The sequence below is a fragment of the Mycolicibacterium litorale genome, assembly GCF_010731695.1.
Taxonomy (GTDB): domain Bacteria; phylum Actinomycetota; class Actinomycetes; order Mycobacteriales; family Mycobacteriaceae; genus Mycobacterium; species Mycobacterium litorale.
This window is the reverse complement of record NZ_AP022586.1, coordinates 2,520,049-2,531,438: the sequence shown is the minus strand read 5'-3', so window position 1 is coordinate 2,531,438 and position 11,390 is coordinate 2,520,049. Positions and strand designations below refer to the sequence as shown.

Annotated in this window: 13 protein-coding genes; 3 read left to right on the top strand and 10 right to left on the bottom strand. The window is 70.4% G+C overall.

All coding sequences use genetic code 11. The annotated features are described in order from the left end of the window. Positions 1–52 precede the first annotated feature (52 nt). Entirely contained in the window at positions 53–691 is a 639-nt protein-coding gene (locus tag G6N30_RS11985; RefSeq protein WP_134053023.1) for a sensor domain-containing protein, read from the bottom strand. 52 nt (positions 692–743) lie between these two features. Between G6N30_RS11985 and G6N30_RS11980 the strand changes: the two genes are divergently transcribed. Next, complete coding sequence (locus G6N30_RS11980; RefSeq protein WP_134053022.1) at positions 744–1,754, top strand: uroporphyrinogen decarboxylase/cobalamine-independent methonine synthase family protein; 1,011 nt, start codon at positions 744–746, stop codon at positions 1,752–1,754. Between the two features lie 77 nt (positions 1,755–1,831). On the opposite strand, the gene G6N30_RS11975 is transcribed toward G6N30_RS11980, so the two are convergent. After that, a complete protein-coding gene (locus G6N30_RS11975; protein ID WP_134053020.1) occupies positions 1,832–3,439 on the bottom strand; it encodes a 4-coumarate--CoA ligase family protein in 1,608 nt (535 codons plus the stop codon). A gap of 37 nt (positions 3,440–3,476) precedes the next feature. After that, on the bottom strand, positions 3,477–3,872 hold the full coding sequence (locus tag G6N30_RS11970; protein WP_234880109.1) for an MmcQ/YjbR family DNA-binding protein: 396 nt from the start codon (positions 3,870–3,872) through the stop codon (positions 3,477–3,479). 73 nt (positions 3,873–3,945) lie between these two features. Between G6N30_RS11970 and ligA the strand changes: the two genes are divergently transcribed. Continuing rightward, positions 3,946–6,033, top strand: a complete 2,088-nt coding sequence (gene ligA, locus G6N30_RS11965; protein ID WP_134055205.1) for an NAD-dependent DNA ligase LigA — start codon at positions 3,946–3,948, stop codon at positions 6,031–6,033. On the opposite strand, the gene G6N30_RS11960 is transcribed toward ligA, so the two are convergent. The 6 genes from G6N30_RS11960 to G6N30_RS11935 all read right to left on the bottom strand — a co-directional run bounded on the left by G6N30_RS11960 (position 6,030) and on the right by G6N30_RS11935 (position 10,283). Then, entirely contained in the window at positions 6,030–7,583 is a 1,554-nt protein-coding gene (locus tag G6N30_RS11960; protein WP_134053018.1) for a polyamine aminopropyltransferase, read from the bottom strand. The two genes, ligA and G6N30_RS11960, sit on opposite strands and share 4 nt — an antisense overlap. Then, on the bottom strand, positions 7,580–8,035 hold the full coding sequence (locus tag G6N30_RS11955) for a DUF350 domain-containing protein (protein WP_134055203.1): 456 nt from the start codon (positions 8,033–8,035) through the stop codon (positions 7,580–7,582). Before G6N30_RS11955 ends, G6N30_RS11960 begins: the two co-directional genes overlap by 4 nt. Positions 8,036–8,058: 23 nt before the next feature. Further along, entirely contained in the window at positions 8,059–8,490 is a 432-nt protein-coding gene (locus G6N30_RS11950) for a DUF4247 domain-containing protein (protein ID WP_134053016.1), read from the bottom strand. After that, positions 8,487–8,990 (bottom strand): DUF2617 family protein, encoded by a 504-nt coding sequence (locus G6N30_RS11945; RefSeq protein ID WP_134053014.1) that lies wholly within the window; start codon positions 8,988–8,990, stop codon positions 8,487–8,489. The genes G6N30_RS11950 and G6N30_RS11945 overlap by 4 nt, the downstream gene beginning before the upstream one ends. A 10-nt stretch (positions 8,991–9,000) precedes the next feature. Next, a complete protein-coding gene (locus tag G6N30_RS11940; RefSeq protein ID WP_179965581.1) occupies positions 9,001–9,609 on the bottom strand; it encodes a DUF4178 domain-containing protein in 609 nt (202 codons plus the stop codon). A gap of 92 nt (positions 9,610–9,701) precedes the next feature. After that, positions 9,702–10,283, bottom strand: coding sequence for a hemerythrin domain-containing protein (locus G6N30_RS11935; RefSeq protein WP_134053012.1), 582 nt, complete (start codon positions 10,281–10,283; stop codon positions 9,702–9,704). 158 nt (positions 10,284–10,441) lie between these two features. Between G6N30_RS11935 and G6N30_RS11930 the strand changes: the two genes are divergently transcribed. Next, positions 10,442–10,696, top strand: coding sequence for a metallothionein (locus G6N30_RS11930; protein WP_134053010.1), 255 nt, complete (start codon positions 10,442–10,444; stop codon positions 10,694–10,696). Between the two features lie 16 nt (positions 10,697–10,712). Here G6N30_RS11930 and G6N30_RS11925 read toward each other — a convergent pair whose 3' ends face one another. Then, positions 10,713–11,378, bottom strand: coding sequence for an ACT domain-containing protein (locus G6N30_RS11925; RefSeq protein WP_134053008.1), 666 nt, complete (start codon positions 11,376–11,378; stop codon positions 10,713–10,715). Positions 11,379–11,390: the final 12 nt, after the last annotated feature.

Below are 11,390 nucleotides of genomic sequence, written 5' to 3'. Positions count from 1 at the left end.
CAACCAGACCTCTTGACAGCCGGGAATGCTGTTTCGCGCGACCGGCGCGCCGCTATCCCGGCACCTTCGCCAGGATGTTCGTCATCACGATGTCGGGCACCGATTCGGTGAACGCGCAGAACGTCACTTCCACCAGGACCGCCGATTTGAGGCGGTAATCGCGACCGCAGTCGCCGGGGCGGGTGTGCACCCCGTCGGGTGTCATCGCCCATTCGCCGATGTACGCCGGTCCGTAATCCGTTGTGGCGCAGCCGTCCACCAGCGCAACGAGCCCGTCGAAGGCACGGCGCGCCGTCGGTGCGTCGCGGTATCCGGCGGCGCCCTGGGAGATCAGGCCACCGTCGGGCGGGTTCTGGAACGTCGTCTTGTGGAATTCCTCGACCTCGTCGCCGAAGGTCTGCGATTCGGCGAACAGCCACGCGCACTGCTCGGGCATCTGTTCCATCAGCGGCTCGATGTCCACCGGGATCTTGCCGTCCATGCTGGGGATGATCGTGAGTGCCTCGCCGGCCCCGGTGATCGCCTGCATCTGCGCCGTCTCGAGCAGCACGGTGTCGACGTCGACGGGGGAGCGGGAGTCGTCGTCGAGGCCGGGCACCGGCCGGACCGCGGTGCCGCCCACCGCCGACACGCACCCGGCGGTCAGCATGGCCGCAACGGCCGCAAGCAGCGCCCTGGCCTGTGCGGTCATCGCCGTCCCCTTCCTGGAGACGAGCGTAGCCGCGTCGCATACTGTGCACCGGGTGACTGTTTACGCCGCCGCGACCGGCATCGGATCCTGGCCGGGAGACAACCCGCGGCAGGCCGCCGAAGTGGTGGTCGGCGAGCTGCACACCCTGCCGCACCTGGTCGAACTCCCGTCGCGTGGGGTGGGCGCCGACATGGTCGGCCGCGCCGGGGCGCTGCTGGTGGACATCGGTATCGACATCGTGCCCCGCGGCTACCGCATCGCCAGTGGTCGCAGCTCGGCGGCGCGCCGCGCGAAGAGCCTGCTCGACGAAGACGTCGACGCGCTCGAGGAGGCCTGGGAGAAGGCAGGCCTGCGCGGATCGGGGCGCACCGTCAAGGTCCAGGCGCCGGGGCCGATCACGCTGGCCGCCGAACTCGAGCTGCCCGGCGGGCACCGCGCGCTGACCGACCGCGGTGCCGTCCGCGATCTCGCGGGCTCTCTGGCCGAGGGAATGGCCCTGCACCGCGCCGAGGTCGCGCGCCGGCTCGACACGCCCGTCGTCGCCCAGTTCGACGAACCGCTGCTGCCCGCCGCCCTGGCCGGCCGCCTCACCGGGGTGACGGCCTTCACCCCGGTGCATCCCGTCGACGAGGCGGTGGCCACCCAGCTGCTCGACGAATGCGCCGCGCGCGTCGGCGGGGAGGTGGCGCTGCACAGCTGCGCTGTCGGACTGCCGTGGAAACTGTTTCAGCGCAGCACATTACAGGCGATCGCCGTGGATGCCGGCACCCTGACCGCCGAGGACCTCGACGGCATTGGCGAGTTCGTGGAGTCGGGTCGTACGGTCCTGCTCGGGGTGGTGCCGGGCACCCCGCCCGCGGTCCGCCCGTCGGTCGAGCAGGTCGCCGGCACGGCGGTGTCGCTCACCGACCGCCTCGGATTCCCCCGCGCCGTACTGCGCGAGCGCATCGGCGTCACCCCCGCCTGCGGGCTCGCCACCGCCACGCCGGAGTGGGCCCGCACCGCAGTCGAACTCACGCAGAAGACTGCCGACGCGTTCGCCGAGGACCCCGACGCCATCTGAGCGCCGAGACTGCTCAGAGATCGCGTATTCCGCCGAAACGGCGATCTCCCAGCAGTCTCGGCGCAGGGCGGGGCAGGTCAGCGGCGCAGGTCCTTGCGCAGGATCTTCCCCGACGCCGACTTCGGGATCGCCTCGATGAACTCGACCTTGCGGACCTTCTTGTACGGCGCGACCTGACCCGCGACGAACTCCATGACCTCGGCCTCGGTCAGCGACGCGTCGGGCTGGCGCACCACGAACGCCTTCGGCACCTCTTCGCCGGATTCGGTGTCGACGACACCGATGACCGCCGCGTCGGCGATCGAGTCGTGCGAGAGCAGCACGGCCTCGAGTTCGGCGGGCGGCACCTGGTAGCCCTTGTACTTGATCAGCTCCTTGAGCCGGTCGACGATGTAGACACAGCCGTGCTCGTCGACCTGTGCGAGGTCGCCGGTGTGCAGCCAGCCGTCGTCGTCGATGGTCTCCCGCGTGGCCTTCTCGTTGTTGAGGTATCCGGCCATCACGTTCGGGCCGCGGAACCACAACTCGCCGGTCGCACTCAAACCGCTTGTGGGGATGTCGATCTCGGCGCCGGTCTCCGGGTCGGTGATCCGGCTCTCCGAGTTCGGCACGGTCCATCCGCTCGACGCCAGCGGCGCCACCGTGCCGACGAACTCCACCCCGCCGTCGAACGGCGTGACGTGGCTGACGGGGCTGAGCTCACTCATCCCGTAGCCCTGCACCACCGCGCAACCCAGGCGTTCGGCGACCGCGTGGCCGAGGTCCGCGTCGAGCGGCGCGGCCCCGGACATGATGCCCCGCAGCGACGAGAGGTCGTACTCGTCGATCAACGGATGCTTGGCCAGGGCCACGGCCACCGGCGGCGCGATGAACGCGTACGTGCACTTGTGTTCGGCGATGTTGGCGAGGAACCGGCCGAGGTCGAAGCTCGGCATGATCACCAGCGCCGCACGGGCGTGCAGTGCCGCATTGAGGAGCACCGTCATCCCGTAGATGTGGAAGAACGGCAGCACCGCGAGGATCCGGTCCTCGGCCGTCATGCCCTGGATGGGCCGGATCTGCGCGACGTTGGCCACCAGGTTGCGGTGGGTGAGCATGACGCCCTTGGGGTTGCCGGTCGTGCCCGAGCTGTACGGCAGCACCGCCAGATGGGTGGCCGGGTCGAAATCTACCTCGGGTGGTGGGAGCCCCGGACCGATCAGGTCGGCGGCGTTGGGGTGCCCGTCGGCCACCGCACCCGGGCCGTCGAGCACGACGATGCGGTCGTCGGCGAGTCCGACGGCGGCCGCACCCTCGGCGGCCGGGGCCAGCAGCGGAGTGACGGTGACGAGCATCGTGGCCTGCGAGTCGGTCAGCTGTTTGGCGATGTCCTTGGCGGTGAACAGCGCGTTGATCGTCGTGGCCGTCGCGCCGGAGCGCAGGATGCCGTGGAAGGCGATCGCGAACGCCGAACTGTTCGGTGCGAGCAGGCCGACCACGTCACCCACCCCGATGCCGCGGTCGGCGAGCGCGCCGGCGAAGGCGTCGATGTGGGCGAGCATCTCGCCGTAGGTGAGCTGGTCACCCGAGCTGGTGTCGATCAGCGCGATCCGCGCCGAGTCGGTGTCGCCGACGTCGCTGAACAGGTAGTCGTAGACGCTGGTCGATGGGATCTGGACGGCGGGGTACGGGCTGGCGAAACTCATGGTGTCCCGATCGAACCATGAGCGGTGCCCAGCGCGGTCACACTCCGTCGAGTTGGTCGACGAGCCGGCGTGCGGCCACCAGCCGGTAGGAGGCGTCGACCAGTTCGCGCACCTCCGTCCAATCCACCTCGGCCCGGTCGAAGTCGAGCCCCAGCCAGCCCGACGGCCCCAGGTAGGCGGGGACGAAGAACCGGTCGTCGGCCCGCAGCGCGGTGCGGTCGGACTCGTCGACCTTGATCATCACGCAGTGCGGCACGGTGGCCATCGAGCCGCTCTCCCTGGTGCTGCCGCCGTACATCGCAAACATCTTCGACGCGAAGAACCCCGGTCGGCCATGCGACACCTTTTCGACGGCTTCCGGGAAGCCCAGCGCGATCTCGCGCACCTCTGCCAGGCCCGGGTCGTCGTCGCGGAACATGATCGGATGCGGCACGACGTCAGGCTAAATCTTTGTCGGCCCGCTTCGATAGCCTTCGGGGGTGAGCTCGAAAGACGCCGAGGCGGCGCTGGCGCAGCAGGCCGAGGACGCACCGGATGCCGACGTGCGCCGTGAATGGCAGGAGCTGGCCGACGAGGTGCGCGAGCATCAGTTCCGGTACTACGTGCGCGACGCGCCGATCATCACCGACGCGGAGTTCGACGCGTTGCTGCGCCGCCTGCAGGCTCTTGAAGACCGGCACCCCGAGCTGCGCACGCCCGACTCGCCGACCCAGCTGGTCGGCGGCGCCGGGTTCGCCACCGACTTCACCCCGGCCGAGCATCTCGAGCGGATGCTGAGCCTGGACAACGTCTTCGACCCCGAGGAGCTCGCCGCGTGGGCGGGGCGCCTCAAGAGTGAGATCGGCGCGGACGCCCACTACCTGTGCGAGCTCAAGATCGACGGGGTGGCGCTTGCGCTGGTGTACCGCGACGGCAGGCTCGAACGCGCCGCCACCCGCGGTGACGGCCGCACCGGCGAGGACGTCACGCTCAACGCCCGCACCATCGAGGACATCCCCGAGCGGCTCACCCCGTCCGACGAGTTCCCTGTGCCGAAGGTGCTCGAGGTGCGCGGCGAGGTGTTCTTCCGGGTCGCCGACTTCGAAGAGCTCAACGCCGGGCTGGTCGCCGAGGGCAAGGCGCCCTTCGCCAACCCCCGCAACAGTGCCGCCGGTTCGCTGCGCCAGAAGAACCCGGCGGTCACCGCGCGGCGCAACCTGCACATGATCTGCCACGGGCTCGGCCGGATAGAAAGCCCTGGCGGGTTCCCGTTCACATCGCTGCACGACGCCTACCGCGCGCTCGAGGCGTGGGGGCTGCCCGTCTCCGCCCACACCACCCGGGTACAGGGCCTCGACGCGGTGACCGAGCGGATCGCCTACTGGGGTGAACACCGCCACGACGTCGAACACGAGATCGACGGCCTGGTGGTCAAGGTGGACGAGGTGTCGCTGCAGCGCAGGCTCGGCGCGACGTCGCGGGCGCCGCGCTGGGCGGTGGCCTACAAGTATCCGCCGGAGGAGGCGCAGACCAAGCTGCTCGACATCCGGGTCAACGTCGGCCGCACCGGTCGCGTCACGCCCTTCGCCTACATGGAGCCGGTGAAGGTGGCCGGCTCCACCGTCGGGCTGGCCACCCTGCACAACGCGTCGGAGGTCAAGCGCAAGGGTGTGCTGATCGGTGACACCGTGGTGATCCGCAAGGCCGGTGACGTCATCCCCGAAGTGCTCGGCCCCGTGGTGGATCTGCGCGACGGCTCCGAACGCGAGTTCGTCATGCCGACGCACTGCCCGGAATGCGGCACCGAGCTGAAGCCGGCCAAGGAGGGCGACGCGGACATCCGTTGCCCCAACTCGCGCTCGTGCCCCGCCCAGTTGCGGGAGCGGGTGTTCCACGTCGCCGGCCGCGGCGCCTTCGACATCGAGGGCCTCGGGTACGAGGCGGGTATCGCGCTGCTGCAAGCCGGGGTGCTCACCGACGAGGGGGACCTGTTCACGCTGACCGAAGAGGACCTGCTGCGCACCGACCTGTTCACCACCAAGGGTGGTGCGGTGTCGGCCAACGGCAGGCGACTGCTGGCCAACCTCGGCAAGGCCAAGGCCCAGCCGCTGTGGCGGGTGCTCGTCGCGTTGTCCATCCGCCACGTCGGCCCGACGGCGGCGCGGGCGCTGGCCACCGAATTCGGCAGCCTCGACGCGATCATCGACGCTGACGAGGAGCAGCTCGCGGCGGTCGAAGGTGTCGGCCCCACCATCGCCGCGGCGGTCAAGGAGTGGTTCACCGTCGACTGGCACTGCGCGATCGTCGAGAAGTGGCGCGCCGCGGGCGTGCGGATGGCCGACGAGCGGGACGCCAGCATCGCGCGCACCCTGGAGGGGTTGTCGATCGTGGTCACCGGCTCGCTCACCGGGTTCTCGCGCGACGAGGCCAAGGAGGCGATCATCGCCCGCGGCGGCAAGGCCGCCGGATCGGTGTCGAAGAAGACCGCCTACGTCGTCGCCGGCGATGCGCCCGGGTCGAAGTATGACAAGGCGATAGAACTCGGTGTGCCGGTCCTCGACGAGGACGGGTTCCGCCGCCTGCTGGAGAACGGACCCGAGGCGCCGGCGGACTAGCGGTAGCCCGCGCGGATGTCGTCGACGATGCGGGGGTGTTCCAGGGTCGACGGCTCCAGGTGCCGGCGGGCGATGTCAGCGGAGAACACCGTGGCGGCGTCGAGCACGTCCTGGTTCAGGAACCGCAGCGGGGCAACGCCTTGGGGGACCGTCGGAGTCGGCGGCGACGACCCGCGGCGGGCCAGCGCGAAACCCCAGTCGCCGAAGGTGGGCACATACACGTGGTACGGGGTGACCGCGAGGCCGGCGGACTCGATCGTCGACACGGTGCGCCAGAACGCCGTCGGCGTCGAATACGGGCTGCCGGCCTGCACCGCCATCAGGCCCTCCGGTGCCAGGGCGCGGGTGACCAGGGTGTAGAACTCCGTCGAATACAGCCGCCCCAGCACCGGGTTGTCCGGATCGGGCAGGTCGACGATCACCGCGTCGAACCTGCGGTCGGCGGTGCGCAGCCACGTCATCGCATCGTCGACCACGACGGTGACCCGCGGGTCGTCGAGCGCACCGCGATTCGCCTCGCGCAGGGTGGTACGCGCCAGGTCGATCACCGCCGGATCGAGTTCGACCTGCGTGATGTCGCGGATCTGGCCCGCCTGCAACAACTCTCGCGCCGCCAGACCGTCGCCGCCGCCGAGGACCAGCGCCGACCGCGCCCCCTGGCTCAGCGCCGGATAGACCAGGCTCTCGGTGTAGCGGAACTCGTCGCGGGTGGAGAACTGCAGCCCGCCGTCGAGGTACAGGCGCATGTCGTCGCCGCGTCTGGTGACGACGATCTCCTGGTACGGGGAGCGGGCGAACGCCACGATCGGGTCGGTGTAAAGCCGCTGGCGCGTGGTGGTTTCGATGCCGTCCGCGCGCACCAGCAGCGTGACCAGCAGCGCCAGCGCGGCGGTCAGCACACCCAGCGCGACGCCCAGTTGGCGCCCGGAAACGATGTGCCGCAACAGGAACACCGCGACGACCGCCGCGGCGACGAGGTTGATGATCCCGGTCGCCGCGGCGCCGCGGATCATGCCGAGGTGCGGGAGCAGCAGGAACGGCCACAGCAGGCCACCGACGAGCGCGCCGAAATAATCCGCGGCGTTCAGGTTGGCCAGCACCCGGCCGCTGTCGGCGGCGCCGGCGGTGCGTCCCCGCTGCAGCAGCGTCATCAACAACGGCACCTCGGCGCCCACCAGGCCGCCGATCAGCGCGGTGCCGATCACCAGCACCCACGTCGACCCGCCGATGAACGCGAACGTCACGTACAGCGCGGCCGCCGACAGACCGCCGATCACCCCGAGCAGCGTCTCGACGGCGACGAACGTGATCGCCGCGTGCCCCAGCAGCGGTTTGACCGCCAGCGCACCCGCCCCCAGCGCCGCCACGTACCCCGCGACGATCAGCGAGGTGGCGACGATGCCGCCGCCGTGCATGCTCGACGACAGCGTCAGCAGTGCCAGCTCGTACACCAGACCGCAGGCGGCGCAGGCGGCGACCGCGGCCAGCAGCAGCGCTCGCCAGCGGGTGGTGGTCGCCGGGGTGGCGGCAGGCGATTGCGTCGTGGTCATGACAGGGCGGCGGCGTTCACCCCTCCCACCGCCAGCAGCACGACGGCCGTCGCGATCGCCGACGGGTGCAGGCGCTCCGCCTCGATCAGGTCCCGGAAGCGTCCCGGCACCAGGACTTCGAGTACGACCAGCGCCACCCCCTGCAGTACCACCCCGACGATGCCGTAGACCGCGGCGTCGACCAGCCCCTGGGCGAGTTCGTTGGAACTCGCGATGATCGCGCTGACGACGACGAGGGCCAGTGCGGCGTACATGCCGGAGGCGACGGCCACCGCGTTGGGCCGGTACTCGACGAACACCAACGTGCGCAGGTTGCCCGGGGTCAGCAGGTCGACCAGCGCGAACCCCGCGGCCAGGACGAGCGCTCCGACCACGAAGTACAGGGTTGCGGCCACCACGTTCTGGGCGAGGCTCTCACCGCTGATGGTGCCGAACTCGACGGCCAGGTACATCGGATTCTCCTTCGTCGGGGGTGTCACTTCGAACCGTCGGGACCGCCGGGGCTGCCACCCGACCCACCAGCCGGTGAGCCGGGGAAGAAGCCGGGACCGAGGAAGATGAACCCGCCGGAGCTGTAGCGGGCGCCCAGATCCTCCACGCGGATGGTGCAGGGGCGGGTGCCGTCCGGGCCGACGATCACGATCTCGTCGTCGTAGCGCAGGTACGTCGAACCGCGGTCGGTCATCCGCGCTTCGGGAGGGACCTGGGCGGCCAGTGAGTCGGCCACCGCGCTCGGGGATCCGCTGCACGTGTAGTCGGTGCCGTCGCGGTCGCGGGCGTACTGCGCGTAGTTGTCGGCGACGTGGTCGCGGATGTTGCCGCCCATCAACGACATTCCGAGCAGCAGGCAGATCACGCCGCCGACGGCGAGGACGCCGGACAGAATGAACAGGCCGGTGCGGGTCACGGGCGCCACCGGCTGCTCGTGTACACCGCGGTCCCGCCGTCGGCCGCGGGGTAGAGGTGCCACGTCTCCCACCGCCACCCCGGCCCGTCGGGGCATGCGCGCAGGACGGTCAGCGCCGCGTCGTCACCGGGAAAGCGGCCGCCGAGGGTGTCACGATCGGTGAGGCAGCGTTCGTGCAGCTGAGCTGCCAGTGCTGCGAAATGTGCTGTGTCGCAATGGGTTGTCTCGCTGTGGAAGCGGTATCCGGACGCATCATGGCGCCCGGGGAGGGCGCGGCCGTGGACGTGCGCCGAGCACGACACCTCTTCACTGAACCGGCCGTCCGGGTGGTCGACGGTGACGACGTGGGAGGCGCCGAGCACACCCAGGACCAGTGTGCCCGCGCGGTGGTGTGCCAGCTCGATGCTGGCCAGCGGGGTCGGGGCCGGGGCGTTGAGGGCCAGCCCGAGCGCCGCACCGTCGACGTCGGCGGGCGCCACGGCGAGTTCATGGAACGGCAAGGCGCCGCCTCTAGGAGCCGGCCGGAGGAGCCGGATAGACGGTGAGCTCGCCCGGCAGCACCGTGCGGCCGATGGACACCTCCCACGGCATCGACGGCGCCCACCGCTCGAAACCCAGGAACGTGTCACCGGCGCTGTTGGCGTAGTCGACGAACTCCATGTCGCCGCCGGCGGGCAGGCCGGTGGTGCCCTCGGTCGTGTACGAGGCGGCGCCGTGTTCGGTCTCGACGAAGCCGACACCGTCGACGACCTGGGGGCCTCCCGGCTGCAGTTGCAGATCGGGCCGGCGCGTCCACATCGCGAGCTCGAGGCGCCCCTCGTCCTCCTCGACGCTGAACCACAGCGGCTCGCTGCCGCCTTCGAGCAGGTGCTCCCACCAGACGAACGGACCCTGGCGAAGCGTCACCGAACCGCGCACGACGTAATCGACGCCGCCGTAGCTGACGATGGCGCCCGGCCCCAGTTGACGGGGCCCGAACTGCTGTGGGCTGTCGAACTTCAATGGATCGGTGCGCTGCGCCTGAGGCGTCTGCTTCTTCGACCGTTTCATCGCCAGGACAAGGGCGATGACGGCGCCGGCGAACAGCGCGATGGCCAGCACGATCAGGAACGTTCCCACGCAAAAGCCTTCCGGGGGGCGGAGTCGTCGGTCTCCATGCGACCGTAACAGCCGCCGCCCGGAAGGCTCGGCGCGATTTTCGGGCGGACCGCCTAGGCGGCGCCGCGCAGCGCGTCGCGCGCCCGGTCGATCAGCGACGCGAACGGGCCGAGCGCGAAGTTCGCTGCCGCGGATTCCACGCCGGCGTGCGGATGCGTCGGCGCGATGCGTTCGGCGACCTGGACCGCCACGGCGAGGCGCTGCAGCTCCTCGGCGTCGAGATGCTCTGTGAGCAGCGGGAACTCCTCGGCCTCCTCCTTCTGGGCGTGCTCGAGCACGGCCGCCTGCAGATGGATGAGTCCCTTGGTGAACTCGGCGGTGTCGATGTCGAGCTTCTCGAGTTCGGACAGCGCGACCTTCGAGTCGTGCTCCTCGGCGAGCCGCGCGTCGACGACGGCACCTGCGCCTTCGATCTTGCGGCGCACCCGGGGGTGCACCATCATCTCTTCGGCCGTCTCGTGGACGGCGAGCATCGTCCGCAGCCGGGTGAACGCCTCACGTTTGGTGTCGGCGTCGGCGGCGTCGAGGGTTTCGACGAACAGCTGCCGGATCGCTTCGTGTTGCGCCTCGAGGTAGTCGACGACGTCCTGACCGGTGGTGATCGGCTTTTGAGCCACGCGAGAAAACCTCCGCATGTCGGTGGAACGGGGACGGCGCAGTGGGCTGGGCGCCGGCCCCTCCAATACCCGTGTCGCGCAGGGGTGAAACGGCGCGGCGGGGTTTGGTGGGCGGCCGCGCGGGAACCCAGATGGTCACGAAGATCGACGGTCATCACGACCAAGGGAGGATTTTCATGGCGACCTGCGATACCTGCGGCAACCACTACGACAAGGCGTTCACCGTGACGTGGGCCGACGGACGCAGCGCGACGTTCGACAGCATCGAGTGCGCGGCGGCCCAGCTGGCGCCCGAATGCGCCCACTGCGGATGCCGGATCCTCGGACACGGCATCGAGACCGAAGAGGCGATCTTCTGCTGCGCCCACTGCGCCCGCAAGGACACCAACGCCGACGTCAACGACCGCTATCCGGTGCCCGCGAGCGGCTAGAGCTCACCGCAGGGCCCTATTTCAATATCGTCGTCACGATGCCGGCGAGGTAGCCCAGCCGGGCGACCTCCGAGGGCCGGAAGGCCGGTCCGCCGGGGCGGCCCAGCACCACCGCGGTTCCGGGGTCGCCCAGCGGGGCGGCGGCCAGCGTCGTGTCCATGTCGCGCCACACCTGCGGCACCCAGTCCTCGGTCGCGTCGAGCGCCTCGGCGTGCGTCAGTGGTAGCCACGGCGCCGACTCGGCCTGGGTCTCGGGCGCGCCGGGACTGCCCACGATGCGCTGGATCCCGGACTCCGTGAGACGCACCACGGTGCACCAGCCGACCCGCAGTATCCGCGGCGCCTCGTCGGCGAGCACCTGCAGGCGCGCCGCCCTGCGGGCCGCGGCGATGTGGTCGATCAACTCCAGTTCGCGGTGCGCCTCGAGCAGTCCGGTGTGCGGCCGGATGGTGTCGACGTAGACGCCCGTGAGGCTTTCGGCCGCGGTGATGATCGCGTCGGGCATCGCACCGACGGGCAGTTCGACGACCAGATCGTCCACGGCGTATCCGGCGCCCCGCTCGACGACGTCGAGGGACAGGATGTCGGCGCCCACCGAGCCCAGTGCCACGGCCAGCGAGCCGAGGCGGCCGGGCCGGTCCTCGAGTTCGACCCGTAGCAGGTAGGAAGGCACGGCGACCACTGTCCCACGGCG

Excerpts from the sequence above, each read along its gene's own strand:
- G6N30_RS11930 (WP_134053010.1), top strand. The coding sequence starts at position 10,442 with ATGGCGACCTGCGATACCTGCGGCAACCACTACGACAAGGCGTTCACC.
- G6N30_RS11955 (WP_134055203.1), bottom strand. The coding sequence starts at position 8,035 with ATGTACCTGGCCGTCGAGTTCGGCACCATCAGCGGTGAGAGCCTCGCC.
- G6N30_RS11975 (WP_134053020.1), bottom strand. The coding sequence starts at position 3,439 with ATGAGTTTCGCCAGCCCGTACCCCGCCGTCCAGATCCCATCGACCAGC.
- G6N30_RS11935 (WP_134053012.1), bottom strand. The coding sequence starts at position 10,283 with ATGCGGAGGTTTTCTCGCGTGGCTCAAAAGCCGATCACCACCGGTCAG.
- G6N30_RS11985 (WP_134053023.1), bottom strand. The coding sequence starts at position 691 with ATGACCGCACAGGCCAGGGCGCTGCTTGCGGCCGTTGCGGCCATGCTG.
- G6N30_RS11960 (WP_134053018.1), bottom strand. The coding sequence starts at position 7,583 with ATGACCACGACGCAATCGCCTGCCGCCACCCCGGCGACCACCACCCGC.